This is a genomic window from Deinococcus rubellus (genome assembly GCF_025244745.1).
In the GTDB taxonomy this organism is placed as follows: domain Bacteria; phylum Deinococcota; class Deinococci; order Deinococcales; family Deinococcaceae; genus Deinococcus; species Deinococcus rubellus.
The window spans coordinates 925,991-948,167 of the sequence record NZ_CP104213.1 but is presented as its reverse complement, the minus strand read 5'-3'; the positions used below and the strand labels follow the sequence as shown (position 1 = coordinate 948,167).

Below are 22,177 nucleotides of genomic sequence, written 5' to 3'. Positions count from 1 at the left end.
CTTCAGGCGCGCTTGGCCCGCTTGACGGTCTCGATGCGGGCGTCACTTTCCAGCACCGACACGTAGAGCTGATAGGTGTCCAGCGCCTGTTGCGGCGGCACCAGGTTGGCGAAACGGAAATAGGCGGCGTGGCCCTGCGGCAGCACGAAGGTCGGCGTGCCGAAGACGCCCAGCTCGGCAGCAGCAGCCAGATCAGCCCGGAGATCGGCGCGGCTCTGGTCGTCCTGACGGTCTGTGTCGAAGCGGGCCAGATCCAGCCCCGCCGTCTGCGCCGCCGCCTGGAGGGTGGCCTCGTTCAGCTCGGCCTTTCCCTGATGAACCGCCCGGAACAGCGCGAGCGCGAAGGCCCACCTCGCCTCCTCGCCCTGCTTTGCCGCCGCCTGATCGGCCAGGAAAGCCCGCAGGCTGCCCGACTGCGCAGCGCTGCCCCCATCCGACGCCTGATCGGTCAGCCACCATATCGGCACATGGCGGCTGGCAGCGTTCTCGGGATGGTTGCCCTGCACCAGACTGAAGTGGCGCAGCTCAAAGGTCTGGGCGTGATCTCGACGCAGCACGTCGGCCAGCTCTAGGCCGCGCCAGGCGTAGGGGCACAGGAAATCGAAGTAGATGGTGGTGGGCGTCATGCCGGGAGGCTAACACGCACACCCACCCGCCAATTGCAAGCCGGGTCAGGCCCCCGGCAGCGCCGCCTGCATCCGTACCGGACGGTCCTCGGCGCGAAACTGCAACTCGTAGAGGTCTTTGTAGAGGCCGCCCTCGGCGAGCAGCTCAGCATGCGTGCCGCGCTGCACGATGCGTCCGGCGTCCATCACCACGATCAGGTCCGCGCCGCGAATGGTGCTAAGGCGGTGGGCGATGACGAAGGTCGTGCGGCCCACCATCAGCTTTTCCAGGGCGTCCTGCACCAGCGCTTCCGATTCGTTGTCCAGGGCGCTGGTGGCCTCGTCCAGAATCAGGACGCGGGGATTTTTCAATATGGCCCTGGCAATGGCGACGCGCTGGCGCTGCCCGCCCGACAGCTTGACGCCGCGCTCGCCCACCGCCGTGTCAAACCCCTGCGGCAACTTCAGAATGAACTCCTCGGCGTTGGCGGCCCGCGCCGCTGCCCTGACTTCCTGCGGGTCGGCGTCCTGGCGTCCATACAGGATGTTCTCGGCCACGCTGCCGGAAAACAGCAATGTTTCCTGCGGCACCAGTCCCACCTGGGCGCGCAGCTCCTCCAGATCAGCCTGGCGCACATCCACCCCGTCCACCGTCAGCGCGCCGCCGGTCACGTCGTAGAAGCGCGGCAGCAAGCTGACCAGGGTGGACTTCCCAGCCCCGCTTGGCCCGACCAGCGCCACCGTCTGCCCCGGCAACACGTCCAGATCGAGGCCGGAGAGGGTCGGCCCTCCCACCTCGTCACCGTACCCGAACGACACGTCCTCGAAACGCACCCGCCCGCTGAGGCGGCACAGTGGGGTGGGTACGGCGGGCAGCGGCAAATCGCTGCGGGTATCGAGCAGCTCGAACAGGCGCGAGGACGCCCCCAGCGCTTCCTGCACCTGAGAAAAGACGCCGGTCAGGCCGCCCACGCCGAGGCCGACTTGCAGGGCGTAAAACAGAAAACTCACCAGCTTGCCCGGTGTCAACTCGCCGCCCAGCACCTGCCGTCCGCCGTACCACAGCACCCCAGCCAGGCTGCCGAACGCCAGAAAGGTCATGATGCCCGCCAGCGACGACGAGAGCCGGATGCGCCGCAGCGACGCCTGAAACGAGGCCTCGACGCCCTGGCCGTAGCGCCCGCGCTCCAGATCCTCGGCGGTGAAACTCTGCACCACCCGCACGCCACTGATGGCCTCCTCGGCGCTGGCGTTGGCGGCAGCCACTTTGTCCTGCACGTCACGGGCCGCCCGGCGAATTCGCAGGCCGATCACGATGGCCGTGCCGATGATCAGCGGAATGACGCCCAGGGTAAACAGGCTCAACCGGAAACTGGTCAGCACCATCAGCGTGACGCCGCCGATCAGGGTGACGATCTGACTGAGGAGTTGCGCCAGGGCGCTGCTCACCACCGTCTGCACGGTGGACACGTCGCTGGTGAGGCGACTGGTGAGTTCGCCGGTACGCCGCGAGGCGAAAAAGCGCGGGCTGAGGCTCAGCAGGTGCGCGAACACCGCCCGGCGCAGATCGGCCACCACCCGCACGCCCACCCGCGAGATCAGAAAGGTTTGCAGCGCGGTAAACACCGCCACCACCGCGAAGACGCCCAGCAGCAGCAGCACGATCCTATCGAGCGGCCCGGTGTCGGCCACCCCGCCCGGCGCGCGCTTGAGAAACGAGGCGTCGATCAGGTTGCCGAACAGTTTGGGGAACACCAGGCTCAGGCCCGCTGAGAGCAGGGTCGTCAGAATGCCCAGCAGCAGCCAGCCCAGGTAAGGCCGGACGTAGCGCAGCAGCCGCAGCAAGCTGGCCGGATCAGGGCGGGAAGCCTGCGGATCGTCTGGAGCGGAAGAGCGGGCAGCGGGACGCGAGAACATGCTCCAGGGTAGCGCCAAGCGGTGCCCGGTATTGACCTGCCCAAAGCAGTACCGTTCAGATTCGTGAAAATAGGTACCCGTTTCTGTCAATCTTTGAAAATAATCTCCTCTTTGAAGACGCGCAGGCACTGCCCTCTTAACTCAGGGCAGCTTCACAAAAAGGCGGCAGATTTCGTTTTATGTGAAGCCAATCGCTTAGAATGACTTTCAGCTATGTTCCGCCTCCAGAAGCCGAAGCCGGGCGTGCCACTTGAAACCCTCAACCTGCTGCGGCGGCAGGGGTTCGGCTTGCTGGCTCCACTCAGCGCGCTGGCAGCGCTGCTGGCCCTCGTGTTTCAGCGCGGCAACGTTGACCCGCTCGACAAAATGGCCCTGCCACTGATCGCGGTGCTGATGCTGGGCCTGGAACTGAGTCTGCGGCGGCACTGGCTTAAGCTCGAACGGGCGCTCAACCTGACATATGGGGTGTGCAGCGCGTACCTGCTGGCACTCTTTTATCATCAGTTTTCCTCGTTCGTACCCAGGTACGGGATGCTCAGCGAGGGCGTGCTGTGGTTTCCGGTGCTCTACATGATGGCGTTTATTCTCTGGACGCCCCGGCGGGCAGCGCAGGTGGTAGGCACCCAGATCGGCCTCACGCTGCTGATCACCTTTGCCCAGACGGTGCCGCTGTGGCAGAGCGGGCGACTCGGTGACCGGCTGCTGGCCTCGCTCGCTCAGTTCTTTCTCTCGGGCATATTGATTGCGCTGGTTCAGTATGTGGTGGGCAGCGCCCGGCAGCAGTACGAGGACATGCGCCGCCTGGCCTACGTGGACACCCTCACCGGCCTGCCCAACCGCCGCGCTGCACAGAGCCTGCTCGACCGGCTGGACAGCGGGCAGCAGCCCTACGCCCTGGTGCTGTTCGACCTCGACTACTTCAAGCAGGTCAATGACCGCTACGGCCACGCCGAGGGCGATATGGTGCTGACCCAGACCGCGCAGCTGTGCGGGCAGCACCTCGCTGCGCCAAATTTACTGGCACGCTGGGGCGGCGAGGAATTTCTGATGATCCTGCCGAATGTCAGCGCCGAGGCGGCCCGCGCTGCCGCCGAGCGCGCCCGCAGCAACCTGGCCGCCTACAGCTTCGCGTCGGGGCCAGTAACCGCCTCGTTCGGTGTGGCCCAGACCGCCGCTGAGGGCGGACACAGCCCACATGAGCAGGTGCTGGAAATCGCCGATCTGGCGCTACGCCAGGCCAAGGCCAGCGGACGCAACCAGGTGCGGGCAGCGGGCGACGGACCCGACCCGCTGATCCATCTCAGCGACCCCCGAAAAACCAGATTCGGTTGAACTGCCGGGCCAGTGAGTGGGCCACCCAAAGACTCACAGACGGCTGGCCCTGGCCGCCGCAACCAGCGCCGAGGCCGCCGCCTCAACTTCTTGCGGGGTGGTCGCGGCCCCGAAACTCAGGCGCACGGTGGCGAGGGCGTCAGCGTCATTCAGGCCCAGCGCCAGGAGCACGTGGCTGGGCTGCATGGTGCCCGCCGAGCAGGCGCTGCCCGCCGAGACGCACACCCCGGCGAAATCCAGATTCATCAGCAGCGCCTCGCCGTCTGCGCCCTGCGCCGTGAACGAGGCCACCTTGGGGCTGCCCGCCGGGGTGTGGTTGGCGTGCAGGTCCGCCTCGCCCGAGAGCCGCGCCGTGAGCTGGTCGTTGAGGGCGCGCAGATGGGCGTGCGTCTGCGGCTGGGCTGCCACCGCCGCTTGCAGACTCAGGCCCGCCGCGTAGAGGCCCGGCGCGTTCTGGGTACCGCTGCGCAGGCCGCGCTCCTGCCCGCCGCCCAGCAGCAGCGGCGGCAATTCGAGGCCGCGCCGGACATACAGCAGGCCCACCCCCAGCGGCCCGCCCCATTTGTGGGCGCTGAAGCTGGCGTAGTCCACGCCCCAGCCCAGCAAGTCGAGCGCCGCGACGCCCGGCGACTGCACCGCGTCGGTGTGAAACTTCGCGCCGCCCGTGTGGGCCACCTCGGCCAGCGCGGCGACGTCTTGCAGCGCGCCGATCTCGTTGTTGGCATGGTGCAGACTGACCAGCCGGGTACCGGGGCGCAGCGCCTCACGGAGTTGCTGCGGATCAATCAGGCCACCGGGCTGCGGTTCGAGAAAGGTGACGGCCACCCCGCGCGCCGCCAGCGCCCTGGCCGGAGCCAGCACTGCCGAATGCTCGATGCTGGAGGTAATCAGGTGGCCCTGGCCGCCTCCTTCCCAGGCTTCAGGAAAGCTGCCGAGCAGCACCTGGTTGTCGGCCTCGGTGCCGCCGCTGAGCGCCGTGAGGGTCAGCGGCGAGACCCCCAGCGCCGCCGCCGCTGCTGCCCGACCTTCCTCCAGCAATTCGCGGGCGGCCTGCCCGGCGACGTGAATGCTGGCCGGGTTGCCCGGCACGGCGGCGGCGCGCTGATAAGCCGCGAGTGCCAGCGGGGTCAGCGGGTGGGTGGCAGCGTAATCGAGGTAGATCACCGGGTCTTGCCGCCGCTCACGGCCCGAAAGTCGCGTAGTCCTGACCATTGACCCGCACCGTGAAGGTGTAGTTGCCGCGCACACTCACGTCGTCGCGCCGGGCCACCGCGCCCCGGAGCTGGGCGCTGTCTGTGGCGGGCAGAATGACCCGCTCGCCGTCCTCATCGCGCACCACGATCTCCGTGGTGCCGTCCGGCAGATTGCCGGGAAAAGTGTAGGTCATCGGCACGGTCCGCACGGCGGTGGGCGGCGGCGCGGCAGGGGTCGTCGACGTTGGCGACTCCGGCGTGGCAGGTGTTGGGCTGGTGGGTGGCGGAGTCGTGGGCGTCTCCGGAACTGGCGTGGCAGGCACCACTGGAGTCGAGGTGGCTGGCGGCGAGCCGGTGGGCGTTGAGGGGGTCGGCGTCGAGGGAACTGGAGTCGCGGGCGAGGTGTCGCCCGGCGTGGTCGGCGCGAATTCCGGCTGTGCTGCCGGAGAGCCGCTGTCCACACCGCCGGAGCCAGGTGTCTGGTCGGGGGTGGGCAACGCGGGCGGCAGTGGCAACGGCGGCACCGGCAGCGGCGGCGGGCTGACCACCGGGGCCTGGTAGCGGGTCTGGGCCACCACCAGCGTCACCGGCGAGCCGCTGTCGACCTTGGTAAAGGCGGCGGGCGACTGGCGCAGCACGGTGTTTTGCGCCGAGTCCGAGCTCTCCGGCTTGACGGTGGTGACCGTCAGCCCGGCGCGGCGCACCAGGTCGCGGGCGTCGTCAAACGGCAGGCCACGCAGATCCGGCAGCCAGGTCTGCTGCACCGAGACGCCGGTGCTGATCAGCAGCCGCACGCTCTGGCCGCGCCGGATCACCGCGCCAGGGGCAGGCAACTGGGCCACCACACGGCCCTTGGGGGTGCCGCTGAGCGCGCCGTCCACGCTGGACACGCTTCCCAGCTTGAGGAAGTTCTCGCCCAGCGCCGCCTTGGCCTGATCGAGCGTCTGCTCCTCCAAGCGCGGGACCGTCAGGGTCGGGGGGTTGTTGACGGTCAGGGTAATCAGCCTTCCCAGGTGCAGGGTGCTGCCGCCGCCGGGTTCCTGGGCGATGACGGCCCCCAGCGCCGCGCCGCGCTCATCCCCCTCGGCGTACTGCACCCGGTAACCCAGGGTCGCCAGCCTGTCCGCCGCCGCCTGGGCCGGTTGCCCCAGCACGGCGGGCACGTCGGCCACCGGCGGGTTGAGGTAAATCTGGGCAGCCTGGGCACCGAAATACGCCGCCCCCACCAGGCAGGCCAGCCCCGGTATCCAGGTCCAGACGCTGCGCGGCGGGCGCTGACGGCGCACCTTGCCCTGATTGATCGGGGTCAGTGCCGCCGCGCTCAGCGACTCGGCCTCCTGCGGGGTACGGGTCGCGGGCGTCAGAAAAGCGATCTGGGGTGTGTCTCCGTCCATCACGATGTCGGCGTCCATGAGCGCGAAACCCTGGACAGCCAGCCGGGCGGCCAGATCGCGCAGGGCGCTGAGCGCCGCCTCGTTCTTGACCGGCTGCATCTGAAAAGCCGCCAGCGGCGTGCCCGGCACCTCGCGCCAGACGGCGTAGTACGCACCGGGGCGGGCCACCACGTCGGCCAGGCCCGCCGGGGCCAGCGCCTTGAGGGCCGTGCGGTAGCGGTGAAAGGCGTTGCGCTCGTCGGGCGCAGCGACCTCGAACCACGACAGCCGCAGCAGTTCGCCGACCTCAGCTCCCGGCAGCGCGTCGGCCCGCACGCTGTAGATCGTCTGGCCGCCGCTTTGCGAGCGCTCCTCTACCACTTCGTATTTGCCGTCTATCCGCGCCATTCGCACCGAAGTATAGAGTGGGCCGCGCCCAGAGACCGCTCATCTGGATTGGGTGCGCTCAGGCATGCTCCTCAAGCGTCGCCAGCGCCTGCCCCACCGTCTGGCCGGTGACGGGATGGGCGAAGTCGGGGGCCACCTCCGAGAGCGGCCTCAGCACGAACGCACGCTGCCAGGCGCGGGGATGCGGCAGGGTCAGGTCGGGCGTGTCGAGCACCAGCGCGCCGTAAGCGATCAGATCGAGATCGAGGAGACGCGCCCCCCAGCGCTCGCGGCGCACCCGTCCGAAGCGGGTTTCAATGTCCAGCAGTGCTGCGAGCAATGGCGGTGCAGGCAGCCGCGTTTGCAACCTGGCAGCGGCGTTGAGATAGTCCGGCTGGCCCGGCGGTCCACCCACCGGAGCGGTGCGGTGAAAACCTGAGACGGCCTGCACTTCGCCCAGCGCCGCCAGCTCCTTCAGCGCCCAGTGCAGCGCTGCCGCCGGATCGCCCAGGTTGGCCCCCAGCGCAATGAGAGCGACCTCGACCGCCGCTTCAGGCATCGGTAGGCGGGCCAGCCGGACCGGGGCGGCTCAGGTGCAGCTCGGCGTACACGTCTTCAAAGACCCCCGGCAGCGGCGCGTGCGGCTTGTGCACGCGAACCGTCACGGCGCTGAGGCGCGGCTGGTCACTGAGCAGGGCGCGGGCCAGCCGCGCCGAGAGCGCTTCGAGCAGTTGCCAGCGCTCTCCGGTGACGATGCGGGCGATCAGGTCATAGACGGCGGCGTAGTTGACGGCCTGGGCCAGCTCATCGGCAATATCGGCGAAGTCGTAGTGCAGTTCGGCGTCCACGACGAAGCGCGCCCCGAAGACCGCCTCCTCCTGATAAACGCCGTGCCGCCCGTGAAAGGCCAGGCCCTTCAGGACGACCTTGCCCGGCCCATTGCCCAGACTGCCCGCCAGATGCTCATCTCGCTCGTCCATACCGCGCCCGATTATGCGCTCTCCAGCGCCGAGAAGACCCGCAGCGCCAGCACGTGCGCTCGCACGTCGTGGGCCCGGACCATCGCCGCACCCGCCCGCGCCGCGTGGAGGTGCAGCGCCAGGCTGGCGGCGTCGCGGGTGTCGGCCTGGCCCTGCGGCTCGCCCGAGAGTGCGGCCAGGAATTTCTTGCGGCTGCCGCCCACCAGCACCGGCCAGGGCTGCGATGTCAGCTCCGGCAGGGCACGCAGCAGGGCCAGGTTGTGGTGGGACGTCTTGCCGAAGCCGATGCCGGGATCGAGCAGCACGCCCGGCACGCCCGCTGCCAGGGCCAGAGCCGCCTGGGCAGCCAGAAACCCGAGCACCTCAGCCACCACGTCGCCGTAGTGCGGAGAAACCTGCATGGTGCGCGGCCCACCCTGCATGTGCATGATGCAGGCGGGTGCCCCGCGCTCGGCACAGACGGTCAGCATCTGCGGGTTCCTCAGGCCCGACACGTCATTGACCAGATGCGCTCCGGCGGCCAGTGCGGCGGCGGCAACCTCCGGCTTCAGGGTGTCGACGCTGATGACGGCCCCGCTCCCGACCAGCCCGCGAATGACCGGGAGTATCCGGTCCAGTTCGGTGGCCGCGTCCACTGCCTGCGCGCCGGGCCGGGTGCTCTCGCCGCCAATGTCGAGAATCAGCGCGCCGTCCCGGTGGAGTTGCCGGGCATGAATCAGGGCTGCCTCCACGCCGCGCCCACCATCCGAGAACGAATCGGGCGTCACGTTGACGATGCCCATGACGGCGCAGCCTTGCCAGCTCAATTGCCAGCCGTCCGCTACCCACACACTGCCGGGCACAGGAAAGCCGAACCTCAGATTGAAGTCGGCCACCGCCTACTGCCCGAAGCCCACCGGCGACGCACCCTCCCAGCCGCCCAGAATGTGAATGTGGGTATGAAAGACCTCCTGCCCGCCGCCCCGGCCCGCGTTCACGACCAGCCGGTAATCGCCGAGATGCTCCCTGGCCACCTTCGTCGCCGTGAGCCACAGCCGCCCCATCTCGCCCGCATCGGTGATCTCGTCAATGCGGGTGCTGACCCGCTTGGGAATGACCAGCAGGTGAACCGGCGCTTTGGGGGCAATATCCCGAATGGCGATGTAGTCGTCGTCCTCGTAGACGATCTGGGCTGGAATCTGGCGGGCAACGATGCGCTCGAACAGGGTCGGGGCGGCGGGGTCGGCATTGGTCATGTCTTCACTCTAAAGGCCCGCGCCGCCGAGTTCACGCAGACTGGGGCCATGAAGCCTGTGCTCGGCAGTCGCGGCGGCGTTCGCCTCATGTCCATGTTTGGTAGCAGTCCCAGCAAGCGTTCGGGGAAGCGGCGGCGCAGGGGCAGCAAACGCGCCCTGCTACTCAGCGCCGTCCTGCTCGTCGCGGTGCGCCGGGTCATGATCCCGCCGTACCCGCTGGCCGGAAAATCAGTGCTGATTACCGGCGGCTCGCGTGGCCTGGGGCTGGCCCTGGCGCGTGAACTGCTGCGCTACGGCGCGAACCTGACGCTGCTGGCCCGCGACGAGGCCGAGTTGCGCCGCGCCGAGGCCGATCTGAAGGCGCGGGCGCTGGGCATCTCGCCGCCGCCACAAATTCAGATCGTGGCAGGCGACGTGACCGTCAAGGCCGATCTGGAGCGGGCCGTGGAGGCGGCCATCAGCGCCTACGGGCGGCTCGACGTGGTCGCCAACGTCGCCGGGATCATCCAGAGCGGGCCGCTCGACAACGTGACCGACGAGGAGTTCACGCAGAGCATGGCCGTCAACGCCTTCGCGCCGCTGCACCTGACCCGCGCCGCCCTGCCTTATCTGCGGGCCAGCGGTGGGCGGGTGCTGATCGTGGCGTCGCTGGCCGGAAAAGTCGCCGTGCCGCACCTGAGTAGTTACAGTGTCAGCAAATTTGCCGCCGTCGGGCTGGGCCAGTCACTGCGTGCCGAACTCGCCCAGGACGGCGTCAGCGTCACCACCGTTTGCCCCGGCCTGATGCGGACCGGCAGCCCCCGCCACGCCCAGATCAAGGGCCAGCACCGACGCGAATACGCCCTGTTCGCCACCCTCGACAACCTGCCGCTCATCTCGCTCGACGCCGATAAAGCCGCCCAGCGTATCGTGCAGGCGCTGATTCGCGGCGAGGCCGAGGTAATGATCGGCGGCCCCGCCAGGCTGCTCAATTTGTTTCAGTCGCTCGCACCGCAGCTCAGCGCCGATGTGCTCTCGCTGCTCAACCGCCTGTTGCCGGGGCCGGGCAGCAGCGACGCCGCCCTGCCGGGGCGGGATGCCGAGAGCCGTCTGACCCGCGCCAACCTGGTCAAACGCGCGGCGGAGCAGTCACTCAACGAAAGCTGAGACCCGCCCGCACGCCAGGCCACTGGATTACTTCAAATCCTCCGCGTTCACCGTCTGAATCTTGGCCATCTTGGGCTGGTACATCTCATCGTATTTCATGATCAGGAGGCGTGAGCGCTGGCGCTCCCCGTTGGGCGAGAAGGCCAGCGCCCCGGTGATGGTCACGCAGTCCTTCTTATCGTTCGAAAAGCAGGCGGGCAGATTGACCTTGCGAACGGCGGCGCTGATCTGGGCGCGGCTGGGGGCAGATCCGCTGGCCTTGAGGGCTGAGATCAGCGCGTTGGTGGCGTCGTAGGCGTAGATGGCCACGCCGCTGGGTTCACTTTTGTAGGCTGCACGGTAGGCCGCCGAGAAGTCCACCGAGTTGGAAAAGGTGTTGACCGGGCCGAAGACCGTGGTGTAGATGACCCCGACGGCGGCCTTGCCCGCCCGCTGAAGGAAGCTGGGCGAGTCGAGCGCGTCGCCGCCCATGATCACGGCCTTGACGCCCGCGTCACGCAGCCCCTGCATCAGTTGGCCGCCGGTATCGTCGGTGCCGCCGAAGTACACCACCTGCGGATTGCTGATCTTGATCTGCTTGATGACGCCCGCGATCTGGGCCGGGCTGGACGCACCCACATAGGCGACCACCCCCACCTTGCGTGCCTTGAGGTTGCCGATCAGGCTCTTGCTCAGGCCATTGCCGTAGGCGGTGTTGTCCGACACCACGAAGACCGATTTGGCCGAGAGCGTGTCGGCCAGGTAGGCAGCAGCGGCCACGCTCTGCGCCTGGTCTGGGGCCACCACCCGGCTGAAGTTGCTCCATTTGTGCCCGGTCAGGGCGTCGTTGGTGCTGGAAGGCGAGATCAGGGCCAGATCACTCGCCGCAAAGCTCTCGCCCAGTACGTTGGTCACGCTGGAATTGAGCGCACCGACCACGCCGAGAATGCTCTTGTCGGCCAGAATCGTCTGGGCGATCTGCCCCCCCGGGTGGCCGAGGCCTGATCGTCGAACGACACCAGCGACACGTCGAGGCCCGCCGCCTTGAGTTCGGCGGCGCGGTCCTGAAAGGCCAGTTGCGCGCCGCGCTTGACCTCGCTGCCAATGGCGGTGAGGCTGCCGCTGAGCGGGCTGACGGTGGCAATTTTGTAGCTGGCAGCCTGGGCAGCACTGAGGGCAACGAGGAGGGTCAGGGCTGCCGGAAGCAAGCGGGTGGGTCTAAGCATGCTCAACGGTAGGCAGGGATACATAACGCCGGTCTTACATGCGTCTTGTTTTTCGCAGCTCACTTGTCGTGAAGATATGCACATTTTCACGACTGAGCCGAGTAAGTAAAATACATACCAGAGCAGGATGTGGTGTTTATCTCTCGTTCGACCTGCTGACCCTGAGCGGAAGCTCAGCCCACCTCGCGCCGCAGCTTGCCCGCCAGCGCGAACCACTCGCGCTCCTGGCCCTTGTAGAGGCGGCTGGCCCGCTGTTCGGTCTTGGCCAGCGTTTCCAGCTCGCGCTTCGCCTCGTCAGGCCGGTGCTGGGCGATCAGGTAAGCGGCGTAGCGCACGCGGGGTTCCTCGCTGGTCGCGCCGGTCATGGCCTGCTGGTAGGTCGCCTCCGCCTCGGCCAGCCCTGATTCGGCCTGCGCCCGCGCCAGCAAAGTCAGGGTCCGGGTGCGAATCGAGGCGCTGGTCTTGAGGTCGACCTGCTTGAGCTGCGCCGCCGCCGAGGCCGGGTCCTGCCGGGCCATCGCCAGCTCAGCGCTGGTCAGCAGCACCAGCGGATCGTCGGCGTAGATGTTGCTCTGCAGAAGCGGTTGCAGCACCGCCTGGGCCTCGTCCTCGCGGCCCGCGCGGGCCAGGAGCGCGGCCAGTTCGGTGCGGTGCTGCAAGGTGTCACTCTCCTCGATCTGTTCCCTGGCCTCGCGGATGCGGGTTTCCAGCGGGCGCAGATTCTCCAGGGCCGGTTGCAGGCGGGTGCCGACCTGCCGGGACGTGCCGCGCCAGCCAGGCAGCAACTCCAGAAACAGGTAGGCCACTACGCCGATGTAGCTGCCGAACAGCAGGATGAAAAACCAGTAGGTGTTGCGCCGGGTGCTGACGGCGTGAATCAGAAAGATGATCTGGAGCGCGCCTGAGAGGTAACCGAGCCAGGGATAATGACCCAGGAAGCCGAAGAGGTTCATCTCCCCATGCTAGAGGCTGAGCGTGAACGGATTCGGAACAAAAAGCATGCTTGCCGATCAGGTTTCCCTTACCGTAGAGCCGTGCGACGTGCCCTCTCCCCCGCCCCGCTGTTCGGCTGGCTGATCGCCCTGCCCGCGCTGGCTTTTCTGGCCGTCTTTCTGATCTGGCCGCTGGTTCAGGTCATGCGGGTGGGCGGCGTCAATTTGAGCGTCTGGACCGATCCCTACTTCCTGGGCCGTCTGGGCTGGACGCTGGCTCAGGCAGGTGTCACGGTGCTGCTGGGCGCGCTGATCGCCTGGCCGCTGGCGTACCTGCTCGCGCGCCACGCCGTGCCGGGCAAGCGCGGGCTGCTTCGGCTGCTGCTGCTGCCGTTCGTGACGCCCACGCTGGTGGCCGTGCTGGGCCTCACCGCCCTGCTGGGGCCGCGCGGCTGGCTCACCCAGCTGACAGGCCTTGACCTTTCCGAAAGTCCGGTGCTGATCATTCTGGGCAACCTGTTCTTCAATCTGCCGATCATGCTGCGGCTGGCCTACGGCGGCTTTGCCCGCGTACCGCCGAGCCTGACCGGAGCGGCCCGCACGCTGGGAGCCAGCAACCTGCGGGCCGCACTGACGGTGGCGCTGCCGCTGGCACTGCCGGGACTCGCGGCGGGCGCGATTCTGGTGTTTCTCTACAGCGCTCTGTCGTTCGGCCTGCCGCTGACGCTGGGCGGCGAACGGTACGCCACGCTGGAAGTCGAAATTTATACCTTGACCGCCTACGAACTCAAGCTGCCGGAAGCCAGCGCCCTGATTCTGGGCCAACTGCTGGTCACGCTGGCAGCGACCCTGCTGTATACCCGCCTGACCGGCGGCGCGGTGCCGGAAGCGGCCCGCAGCCTGCCCAGAGCGCGCGGCATGGCGGCGCTGGCCCTCTACGCGCTGCTGGCGCTGACCCTGCTGATCTGCTTCTCGCCGCTGCTGGCCGTCGCCGTGCGGAGCGTGACGGGCGCGGCAGGCCCGACCCTGGCCTTCTGGCGCGGCGTGCTGGCTCCGGACAACGATCCGCCGCTGAGCCTGCTGCTGGGCAATACCCTGCGCTTCGCGGGCCTGACCCTCTGCGGAGCGGTGCTGCTCGGCGCGTCGCACGCCCTGGGAGCCTACCTGAGCCGCTCACGCCCGCTCGACGCCCTGTCACTGCTGCCGCTGATGCTCTCGCCGGTCAGCGTGGGGGTGGGCTATCTGCTGAGCTACCCCGGCTGGGCGGCGCAACTTGGTCTCTTGATTGCCGCCTATACCCTGATCGCCTCGCCACTGATCACCCGCAGTCTGCTGCCCGCCCTGCGCGCCCTGCCACTACGCGCGCTGGAAGCCGCCCGCACGCTGGGGGCCAGCCCGCTCACGGCGGCGCGCACGGTGGCCCTGCCACTGGTGTGGCCTGCTTTGCGCGGCGGCGCGGCCCTGTCGCTGGCGACAGTGCTGGGCGAGTTCGGCGCGACCCTGGTGCTGACCCGCCCGGAGTGGGCCACCCTCAGCACCGGCCTGTATGAGCGCTTGGGGCGACCCGGCGCGCAGAACCTGGGCGAAGCCTGCGCCCTGGCGACCATCCTGCTGGGCCTGGCACTGGGGGCCTTCACCGTGCTGGACGGGGGTGAAGGAGAAGTCACCTGAGATGAGCACGCTACACTGACAGGCGATGAAATGGCTGTGGATTTGCCTGGTCCTGTGCGGCGCGGCCCAGGCCGACTCGGTGCCGGTGTTCGTGACACTGCCCACACCCGACCTGCCGCCTTCCAATCTGACCGCGCCCATCAGCCTGCCGCCTGTACCCACCTGCGGCGCGACCACCGCCGTATCCGCGCCGAGCAGGCCACTACCGCCAGCCGTCACCGGACGGGTGGGCTTTTACGCAGCCCTCTATGACCCTCAGTTCAGACCGATCAGGGCGCTCGGCCTGGGACAGGTCAACGCCCTCTTCGCGCTGGGCAGCGCCTTCAAGCCGCAGGTGGTGCGGGCCGCCTTGCAGGAGGTGGACGCCGGACGGCTGAACCTGGCGGCCCTGATCACCACCACGCCCGGCAAACGCAGCATCGAGGCCTACCCGCCGGGGCAGAACACTGTGGCAAAACTCGCGCAGTGGGCGCTGGAGCGCAGCGACAACACCGCCTCCGACCTGCTGCAACTCGGTCTCGGGCCGCCGAAAATCGCGCGGGCGGTGCAAGCGCTCAGCCCGTGTACCAGCATTCTGCACACCACCAAGGCCTGGTGGGCGGCGCAGGCGGGACTGATGCCCGATATCTTTCCCAATCTGGTGACGGACGCCGTGAACGCTTCGATCTTGCCCTTCGAGGCGCGCCTGAAGTTGGCCGAGCGCCTCAACGCCCGCGCCCAGGACTTCACAGGGCCCCAGGTGGAGGCGGCGCTGGACACCTACTTTCATGGCCCCGCGTACGCTCCAGCACTGGAACTGGCGCTGCAAAACACCAGCACCCCACAGGGCTACGCCGACCTGCTGGCCCGCACACTGGGCGGCAACGGCCTGAAACCCGCCACCCGCGCCCTCTTTCGCCAGTGGCTCGCCGCGTCGTGCTGCCAGCCCAGACGCCCGGCACTCAAGACCTTTTACTGGGGCCACAAGGCCGGGAGTGGCTGGCGACTGCTGACCCTGACCGGCTCCGCCGAACTGCCGGGCGGGCGGCGGCTGGCCTATGCTTACTTCAACGACGGCTCGAACACGCTCGAATCCGAGGACATGGAGCGCCAGATTCCGGCGCTGGTGGCCTGGATCGACGCCGCACTGGTCGAGCTGGCACGCTAGGACACCGCTGCTCCGTCAGGCGCTACCCTGAGCCCCGTGCTTCCCGCCCTTCAGACCCTTGGTCTCAGCCGCCATTACGGCGCAGTCTCCGCCGCCGAAGGGGTCAGCCTGAGCCTCGCGCCGGGCGAAACGCTGGCCCTGCTGGGACCGTCGGGCAGCGGCAAGAGCACGGTGCTGAGAATGATCGCGGGCCTGGAGCGCCCCGACGCCGGCAGTGTGAGCGTGGCGGGCCGCGACGTGACCCGGCTGCCGCCCGAAGCGCGCTGCCTCGGCCTGGTCTTTCAGGACTACGCCCTCTTTCCGCACCTGGACGTGATGGGCAACGTGGCCTACGGCCCCCGCAGGCGCGGCGCGAACCAAGTGCAGGCACAGCAGCAGGCCCGAGAAGCGCTCGACCTGGTCGGGCTGGCTGATCTGGCCGCTCGGCGCATCGGGGCGCTGTCAGGCGGGCAGCAGCAGCGCGTCGCCCTGGCCCGCGCCCTCGCGCCGCACCCACCACTGCTGCTGCTCGACGAGCCGCTGAGCAACCTCGACGAGCAGCTTCGCGCCCGTTTGCGTACTGAGCTACGCGCGCTCTTCGACATGCTCGGCACCGCCGTGCTGATCGTCACCCACGACCAGCGCGAGGCCCTGGCCCTGGCAGGTCAGGTGGCGCTGATGCGGGCCGGGCGGGTGGTGCAGATCGGCGCGGCGGCTGGCGTATTCGGCCAGCCCGCAACGGCCTGGGTGGCCGAATTTCTGGGACAGCCGAACGTATTTGCGCGGGGCGGGCAGGTTGTTCTGGTGCCGGAAAGTGCAGTCATTCTGGGCGAGGGGGAGGCCCACAGCGTCACCTTCCGCCAGCCCGACGAACACGGCGAAACCGTCAAGGCCGCCCACGAACTCGGCGAACTCACCCTGCACCTGAGCCGCCGCGAGGCCACGCTGATTGGCAGAGACACTTTGAAGTTGCGGTTGGACGAAAGTCAGTTGCGCGAGGTGCCCGATGACCGGGCCGTGCCTTGACGACCTTTTGACGCCGCTGCCTCTAAAATGAATGACAGGTCAGTCATCTGAAAGCAGCACCATTCCGGAGGGCACAGCATGAAGCACACCCGTTTCAAGGTCAGTTTTCGGCTGCTCAGCATCGGTTTCGGACTCCTCGGCGCAGTACAGGCCCAGCAGACCCCGGCCTACAGCGGCCCGCAGGCGGTGGTCTACATCGGTGACAACTATTGCAGCGGCGGCTACTGCGGCTACAGCGCTTGGTCGTCGTTCGACAGCGCCATCACCCAGGCCCTCAAGGCCAGCGGCTATGTGCGCCCGGTACGTCAACAGGACGGGGCCAACCTGATCATGAAGGCGGGCATCACCGACATCACTGGGGGCGGCGGCGTGTGCCTGCCGATTGTCGGCTGCCTGAATGCCAAGACGGTGAAGGCCAGCTTCGAGATCGACGATGCCAAGACTGGCACGGTGATCTGGCAGGACACCTGCGACGGCACCAGCGCTGGGTACAGCTCGTGGTACTGGTGGAGCGGCGTCAGCTTTAGCAGTGACGAGAGCAAGGCCGCCGCCGACTGTGCGGGCAAACTGGTGCAGAAGTTCAATGGCAGCGCGGCGATCAAACCCTACCTGACGGTGGCGGCGGGCGCGCCGCTGGGCACGGCGGCCACCGTAACCACCACCGTCAGCAGCGTCACCACCACCTCCAACACACCCAGCTCCAACGCAGGCAGCCCCAGCGAGGCGCAGTCCGCCAGTATGGTGCAGCTTCTCGGCGGGGCCATGCAGGCGCTGAGCTTCAGTGACGTCAACGCGCTGTTCAGCAGCGATCCGCTGAACCCGGTCAGCGTCAAGGCGCTCAACGCGGCGGCCACGGCACAGACGCTCAGCGACGCGGCCCGGATGAAGTTCAGCGTGACGCCCGGCGAGGACGCGGGCGCGTACCGGCTCATCGGCCTGAGCTACACCCTGCCCGGCGGCAGCGAGAAGTTCGTGCAACTGGCAGTGGCCGCTGAAGGACCACTCAATACCCGCAGCGGAGCGCGCATCGTCTACCTGTCGGCCTTCAACCCGGCCCGCACCGCAACACCCGCGCTCGACGGCCTGAGCAAGAATGTCGAAACGCTGCTGGCGGACGTGCGGGCGGCACTGAACCTACCGTAAGCCGCCGGGGGCGCTACAGTGGCCGCCATGCTCGCCTGGATTCTGGTGGGTGGGCGGCTGACCGATGCGCCTGCACTCGCCGCGCTGCCGCGCCCTGACCTGGTCATCGCCGCCGACGGGGGCGCGCGCCACGCCGCCCTGCTGGGCGTCAAGATTGATTTGTGGGTGGGCGATTTCGATTCGTCTGAGGGGCTGAATGTGGACGCACCGCGCGAGCAGCATCCGACGGCCAAGGACAGCACCGACTTCGAGCTGGCCGTCAACGTGGCCCGGCAGCGCGGCGCAGGCGAACTCCTCATCCTGGGGGCCTTTGGGGGCCGCTTCGACCACGCCTTCGCCCTGGCACTGGGGGCCTGCCGCCTGGCCAGGGAGGGTCTGAAGGTCAGCCTGCACAGCGGTGACGAGGCCGGGTATCCGCTGCTGCCGAAGGTTCCAGTCAGGCTCGACTTGCAAGCGGGGCAGATTTTTAGTGTGCTGGCCGCCTCCGAGTTGCGGGGCCTGACGTTGCGCGGCGCACGCTGGCCGCTGACTGACAGCAACGTGCCACTGGGCAGCGGTTTCACCGTCAGCAACGAGGCGGCAGGTGGGATGCTGGAAGCCGAACTCATGGGAGGAGTGGCGCTGCTGACCGTACTGGAAGAAATGAGGCGGGCGTGAACGTCTGTCGACCGGGCGGTTGAACTGCGGCTTATTCCGGGGCCCTACCCTGAACGTATGTGTATGTCCAGCTTCAAAACGTTCGTGCTGCTCTCGGTTCTCCTTGTGGGGGCCGGGACGGTGTCGGCCCAGTCGGAACCAGCGCCCAAGACGCCGCCCGCCGCTTCTGCGAACAGCAGCGTGCAATCGCCCGTGACCAGAGCCGATCTCCAGAAGTTCATGGCCGTCCGGGCCGACGAGAAGACCGCGCTGGGCGACAGTTTCTCCAGCCTTCAGACCATCTTTGACGACGTCAGGAAGGGAAACAATCCCAGCTTCTTGCAGGTCACCGGAGCGCTGCGCCAGATCGGCGGTTCGGTGGGCGACGCCAGAGCCGCACAGAAAACGGCACTGGGTCAGCAAAATCTCAGCAGCGCCCGCTTCCGATTCATTCGCAGTCAGATCAACAGGGCGCTGGGCATTCCCAGTTTTGACTTGAATAAAGTGCTGAGCAAACTCAAGGGGGGCGACTTCTCCGACCTGGGCAGCACCGTCAGCACCGACGCCGACCCTCAGACCAAGGCATTGATCGAGCCGAGCCGCAGCGACCTGCTGGAAACGGCCCCATTGGGATTGCTGGGCCTCTGAGCGCTGGGCCTGACTGCTTAAGGTTAGGAGAGAAGCAGTCCGGCAGCCCTGGCGGAACTTTCCTCACCGTTTGCCCGTATCCAGGGGCATGAACGCCAGACGTGGATGTGGTTGCGGCTGCGGGGGCTTTGTGGTGCTGCTCCTGGCCCTGCTTGCGGCGGGCTACTTCCTGGTCTACCGCCCGGTGACGGTCTTTCTGAGTGGCTGGCGGATACCTGCCCAATCGGCACAGATTCCAGCGGCCAGCGGCAACGTACAGTCTCCCCTCACCCGCAGCGACGTGCAGAAGTTCGTGCGAATTCGCCGTGACGAGCGCGCTGCCCTGGGCAGCAGCTTCACCAGCGTCCAGAACACCTTCCAGAGCATTCAGAACGGCCAGACGCCGACCTTCTGGCAGGTGACGGGCGTGCTGCGCGACCTGGGCAGCTCAGTGGGTCAGGCCCGCGCCGCCCAGGTGCAGGGACTGGTGCGCGAACAGCTCAGCCGCGAGCGCTACAACGTCGTCCGGGACGGCGTGAACCGCTCACTGGGCGTGCCAGATATCGACTTCGGCAAAATCGCCAGTGAGTTGCAGGGCGGCAAGGTGCCCGATTTCGGCAACACCGTCAAACTCGACGCCAGCCCCCAGACGACTGCCCTCATTCAGCCGTTCAAGACCGAGCTGACGGCGACGGCAGCGCTGGGGCTGCTGGGCCTCTGAGCTTCTGGACACCGGAGATGCCTTCCCTGCGCCCGCCCCGCTGGCGGCTGTTCTGGAGTCTGGTCGCCTTCGCCGGATTCATCGCCGCCGTCTTCAGTTTGCTGTGGGCGCTCGGGTGGCTGGCCCGCACCTTCGGCTACCAGAGCAACGACGCCAACCTGCCCATCACCCTGATCATTTCGCTCGCTGTTTTCGCCGCCGCCGGATGGCTGTGGCCCGGCGCGGCCAGCCAACATCTGCGCCAGCGCCTGCGTGAGTGGTGGCGCGGCGAGCGCTGAGCAGCGACCTCCCCTGCCCTACCCCTATGGTTTACCCAGTACCCACCATCTTCTGGAGCATCCATCATGCAAAAAATTCCGTCCGCCGTTCCACTCCGTTCCACCTCGCCGCTGACGCCTTACCTGCGCTGGGGCGGGTTGCTGCTCGTCATCATCGTGGTGGTGAGCGTGCTGAGCAGCAGCGTTCAGGTCATCGGCCCCGGGCAGATCGGCCTGAAGTTCAACAAAGCGGGCAGTTCGCGCGGCCTGTCGCAGACCAACGTGGTGTCGGGCTACGTGCTGGTCAACCCCATCACCACCGAGATCGTGACCTACCCACGCGCCCAGCAGAGCTACTCGTGGACAAAGAGCGCCAGCGAGGGCAGCCCCGGCGACGAGTCGTTTACCTTCAATACCGCCGATCAGGTGACGCTCAACGGCGACGTGAACTTCGGCTACCAGATTGACCCCAAGGCGGCCCCCGCCATCTACATCCGCTTCGGGCCGGACGTGGACACCATCACCCGCACCTACATCCGCAGCGTGGTCAGAAACGCCATCACCCGTCAGGCGTCGGGCTACACCGCCGAGCAACTGCTGGGCAAGGGCCGAAGCGCCTTTGAAGACGCTTCCGAGCGGGAAGTGGTGACAGAACTCACGCCCTCGGGATTCCTGGTTCGCAATTTCAGCTTCATCGGCGAACTGCGCGCCCCAGAAGCCGTCGTGCAGAGCATCAACGCCAAGTTCTCGGCCCAGCAGGCAGCCATTCAGGCTGAGAACAAGGTGGTGCAGAGCAAGGCCGAGGCCCAGCAGGCGGTCGCCCTGGCGGAGGGCGACGCCCAGGCCATTCTGGTGCGGGCCGAGGCGCAGGCCAAGGCCAACAAGGTGCTGGCCGCCTCGCTGACGCCGGAGCTGATTCAGAACAAGCAAATCGAAAAGTGGAACGGCGCGCTACCGACCGTATCGGGCGGCTCCGGCAGCGGCTTTCTGATCAACCTGCCCGCCAAGGTCCAACCTGCTCCCACCAAGAGCGGGAGCGCCCAGCCGTAAGCGGCGTTCCTCACTCGTCGTGAACGGACGCGCTGTCTTGGACAGAGCGGCACCCGTATGGGGCCTGTCCGCCTGGGCACGCCACTCCTCACCGGGTTTCCTTTTCGCCCGCAGGGCAGACGGTAGACTCATGGGCATGGAGACTTACGACGTTCTAGTGATTGGCGGCGGCCCCGGCGGCTACGTGGCGGCCATCCGCGCCGCGCAACTCGGTTTCAGCGTGGCCTGCGTGGACGCTTTTACCCGTGACGGCAAGCCCTCGCTGGGCGGCACTTGCCTCAACATCGGCTGCATTCCCAGCAAAGCCCTCCTCGACAGCAGTGAAAAGTTTGAGCTGCTCGAACGCGAGTTCGCCGATCACGGCATCACGGTGGAGGGCGCGAAAATCGACCTCGCCAGGATGCTGGGCCGCAAGGCGGGTGTAGTGGACAAGCTGACCGGCGGCGTGGCGTATTTGTTCAAGAAGAACAAGATCAAGAGCTATCACGGCTACGGCAAGCTGACGCGCCAGGACGGAGACGGCTGGGTCATTCAGATCGGGTTTGAAGGCGAGGCTAGCAGTGAGATCAAGGCCAAGCACGTGATCGTGGCGACGGGCAGCAATCCCCGTGCCCTGCCGCTGGCCCCGTTCGGCGGCAACGTCGTGGAGAACAGCGGCGCGCTGGAATTCAGCGAAGTGCCCAAACGACTTGGCGTGATCGGTGCGGGCGTCATCGGCGTGGAGCTGGGCAGCGTCTGGCGGCGACTGGGTGCTCAGGTGACGGTGCTCGAAGCCCTGCCAGGCTTTCTGCTGCCCGCCGACCCCGCCGTCAGCAGGGAAGCGCTCAAGCAGTTTCAGAAGCAGGGCCTGGACTTTCACTTCAGCGTCAACATCACTGAGGTCAAGGACAACGGCACCTCGGTCAGCGTGACCTACACCGAGAAGGACCAGAGCGTGACCGCCGAGTTCGACAAGCTGATCGTCAGCATCGGGCGGGTGCCAAACACCTCCGGCCTGGGCAGCGGGAATGTGGGCCTGGAACTCGACGAGCGCGGCTTTGTCAAGATCGACGCCCACTACCGCACCAACCTGGCGAACGTGTACGCCGTCGGCGACGTGGTGGGCGGCGCGATGCTGGCGCACAAGGCCGAGGACGAGGGCGTGGCGGTGGCCGAGCTGATCGCCGGGCAGGCCGGGCACGTCAACTACGATGTGATTCCCTGGGTCATCTACACCTCGCCGGAGATCGCTTGGGCGGGCCTCACCGAGCAGGCCGCCAAAGAGAAAGGCCTGAACGTCAAGACCGGGCAGTTTCCCTTCAGCGCCAACGGACGTGCCCTCGGGCACGGCGACCCGCGCGGTTTTATCAAGGTGGTTGCCGACGCCGACACCGACCGAGTGCTGGGCGTGCATATGGTCGGCCCCAACGTGTCTGAGCTGATCGCCGAGGCCGTGACCCTGATGGAATTCGGCGGCAGCGCCGAGGACCTGGGCCGCACCGTTCACGCCCACCCGACGCTGAGCGAGGCGCTCAAGGAAGCGGCGATGGGTGTCGGCAAAATGGCGATTCATATGTGAAAGAGGAGTGGTGGGCGGCGCGAACCTGCCCACCCCACACTCTTCCGGCCCCGAGGG

General features: G+C 67.5%; 23 protein-coding genes. 12 read left to right on the top strand and 11 right to left on the bottom strand.

All coding sequences use genetic code 11. The features are described from left to right. Positions 1–2 precede the first annotated feature (2 nt). Complete coding sequence (locus N0D28_RS05015) at positions 3–626, bottom strand: DsbA family protein (RefSeq protein ID WP_260561278.1); 624 nt, start codon at positions 624–626, stop codon at positions 3–5. Between the two features lie 45 nt (positions 627–671). Further along, positions 672–2,522: an ABC transporter ATP-binding protein gene (locus tag N0D28_RS05010; RefSeq protein WP_260561277.1), complete on the bottom strand. Its 1,851-nt coding sequence runs from the start codon at positions 2,520–2,522 to the stop codon at positions 672–674. A gap of 213 nt (positions 2,523–2,735) precedes the next feature. Between N0D28_RS05010 and N0D28_RS05005 the strand changes: the two genes are divergently transcribed. After that, entirely contained in the window at positions 2,736–3,854 is a 1,119-nt protein-coding gene (locus N0D28_RS05005; RefSeq protein WP_260561276.1) for a GGDEF domain-containing protein, read from the top strand. A gap of 33 nt (positions 3,855–3,887) precedes the next feature. On the opposite strand, the gene N0D28_RS05000 is transcribed toward N0D28_RS05005, so the two are convergent. The 6 genes from N0D28_RS05000 to N0D28_RS04975 are packed head-to-tail and all read right to left on the bottom strand — an operon-like array spanning position 3,888 to position 9,022. Then, positions 3,888–5,066: a cysteine desulfurase family protein gene (locus N0D28_RS05000; protein ID WP_260561275.1), complete on the bottom strand. Its 1,179-nt coding sequence runs from the start codon at positions 5,064–5,066 to the stop codon at positions 3,888–3,890. Further along, positions 5,035–6,828, bottom strand: a complete 1,794-nt coding sequence (locus N0D28_RS04995; RefSeq protein ID WP_260561274.1) for a PASTA domain-containing protein — start codon at positions 6,826–6,828, stop codon at positions 5,035–5,037. The genes N0D28_RS05000 and N0D28_RS04995 overlap by 32 nt, the downstream gene beginning before the upstream one ends. Positions 6,829–6,886: 58 nt before the next feature. Continuing rightward, the gene (folK, locus tag N0D28_RS04990; protein ID WP_260561273.1) at positions 6,887–7,366 is read right to left on the bottom strand and encodes a 2-amino-4-hydroxy-6-hydroxymethyldihydropteridine diphosphokinase; all 480 of its coding nucleotides are present in this window, start codon (positions 7,364–7,366) and stop codon (positions 6,887–6,889) included. Then, positions 7,359–7,787 (bottom strand): dihydroneopterin aldolase, encoded by a 429-nt coding sequence (gene folB, locus N0D28_RS04985; RefSeq protein WP_260561272.1) that lies wholly within the window; start codon positions 7,785–7,787, stop codon positions 7,359–7,361. The genes folK and folB overlap by 8 nt, the downstream gene beginning before the upstream one ends. 11 nt (positions 7,788–7,798) lie before the next feature. Continuing rightward, positions 7,799–8,662: a dihydropteroate synthase gene (folP, locus tag N0D28_RS04980; protein WP_260561271.1), complete on the bottom strand. Its 864-nt coding sequence runs from the start codon at positions 8,660–8,662 to the stop codon at positions 7,799–7,801. A gap of 3 nt (positions 8,663–8,665) precedes the next feature. After that, positions 8,666–9,022, bottom strand: a complete 357-nt coding sequence (locus tag N0D28_RS04975; protein ID WP_260561270.1) for a histidine triad nucleotide-binding protein — start codon at positions 9,020–9,022, stop codon at positions 8,666–8,668. A 48-nt stretch (positions 9,023–9,070) separates the two neighbouring features. Between N0D28_RS04975 and N0D28_RS04970 the strand changes: the two genes are divergently transcribed. Further along, on the top strand, positions 9,071–10,168 hold the full coding sequence (locus tag N0D28_RS04970) for an SDR family NAD(P)-dependent oxidoreductase (protein WP_312846433.1): 1,098 nt from the start codon (positions 9,071–9,073) through the stop codon (positions 10,166–10,168). Between the two features lie 27 nt (positions 10,169–10,195). On the opposite strand, the gene N0D28_RS04965 is transcribed toward N0D28_RS04970, so the two are convergent. The 3 genes from N0D28_RS04965 to N0D28_RS04955 form a co-directional block, all read right to left on the bottom strand. Continuing rightward, on the bottom strand, positions 10,196–11,086 hold the full coding sequence (locus N0D28_RS04965) for a branched-chain amino acid ABC transporter substrate-binding protein (protein WP_260561269.1): 891 nt from the start codon (positions 11,084–11,086) through the stop codon (positions 10,196–10,198). Continuing rightward, complete coding sequence (locus N0D28_RS04960) at positions 11,059–11,373, bottom strand: hypothetical protein (RefSeq protein ID WP_260561268.1); 315 nt, start codon at positions 11,371–11,373, stop codon at positions 11,059–11,061. The genes N0D28_RS04965 and N0D28_RS04960 overlap by 28 nt, the downstream gene beginning before the upstream one ends. Positions 11,374–11,546: 173 nt before the next feature. Continuing rightward, positions 11,547–12,326: a hypothetical protein gene (locus N0D28_RS04955; RefSeq protein ID WP_260561267.1), complete on the bottom strand. Its 780-nt coding sequence runs from the start codon at positions 12,324–12,326 to the stop codon at positions 11,547–11,549. A 183-nt stretch (positions 12,327–12,509) separates the two neighbouring features. Between N0D28_RS04955 and N0D28_RS04950 the strand changes: the two genes are divergently transcribed. The 10 genes from N0D28_RS04950 (at position 12,510) to lpdA (ending at position 22,120) form a co-directional block, all read left to right on the top strand. Beyond that, positions 12,510–13,976 (top strand): ABC transporter permease, encoded by a 1,467-nt coding sequence (locus N0D28_RS04950; RefSeq protein ID WP_260561837.1) that lies wholly within the window; start codon positions 12,510–12,512, stop codon positions 13,974–13,976. A gap of 25 nt (positions 13,977–14,001) precedes the next feature. After that, a complete protein-coding gene (locus N0D28_RS04945) occupies positions 14,002–15,123 on the top strand; it encodes a serine hydrolase (RefSeq protein ID WP_260561266.1) in 1,122 nt (373 codons plus the stop codon). Positions 15,124–15,150: 27 nt separating this feature from the next. Further along, complete coding sequence (locus tag N0D28_RS04940; protein ID WP_260561836.1) at positions 15,151–16,128, top strand: ABC transporter ATP-binding protein; 978 nt, start codon at positions 15,151–15,153, stop codon at positions 16,126–16,128. 78 nt (positions 16,129–16,206) lie between these two features. After that, on the top strand, positions 16,207–17,271 hold the full coding sequence (locus N0D28_RS04935) for a hypothetical protein (protein ID WP_260561265.1): 1,065 nt from the start codon (positions 16,207–16,209) through the stop codon (positions 17,269–17,271). A gap of 27 nt (positions 17,272–17,298) precedes the next feature. Then, positions 17,299–17,928 (top strand): thiamine diphosphokinase, encoded by a 630-nt coding sequence (locus N0D28_RS04930; protein ID WP_260561264.1) that lies wholly within the window; start codon positions 17,299–17,301, stop codon positions 17,926–17,928. A 63-nt stretch (positions 17,929–17,991) separates the two neighbouring features. Continuing rightward, on the top strand, positions 17,992–18,555 hold the full coding sequence (locus N0D28_RS04925) for a hypothetical protein (protein ID WP_260561263.1): 564 nt from the start codon (positions 17,992–17,994) through the stop codon (positions 18,553–18,555). Positions 18,556–18,685: 130 nt separating this feature from the next. Then, positions 18,686–19,255 carry a hypothetical protein gene (locus N0D28_RS04920; RefSeq protein WP_260561262.1) on the top strand — a complete coding sequence of 190 codons (570 nt, stop codon included), beginning with the start codon at positions 18,686–18,688 and terminating at the stop codon, positions 19,253–19,255. Between the two features lie 17 nt (positions 19,256–19,272). Beyond that, positions 19,273–19,533 (top strand): hypothetical protein, encoded by a 261-nt coding sequence (locus N0D28_RS04915; protein ID WP_260561261.1) that lies wholly within the window; start codon positions 19,273–19,275, stop codon positions 19,531–19,533. A gap of 66 nt (positions 19,534–19,599) precedes the next feature. Next, entirely contained in the window at positions 19,600–20,562 is a 963-nt protein-coding gene (locus N0D28_RS04910) for an SPFH domain-containing protein (RefSeq protein WP_260561260.1), read from the top strand. A 136-nt stretch (positions 20,563–20,698) separates the two neighbouring features. After that, complete coding sequence (lpdA, locus tag N0D28_RS04905) at positions 20,699–22,120, top strand: dihydrolipoyl dehydrogenase (RefSeq protein WP_260561259.1); 1,422 nt, start codon at positions 20,699–20,701, stop codon at positions 22,118–22,120. Positions 22,121–22,177 lie beyond the last annotated feature (57 nt).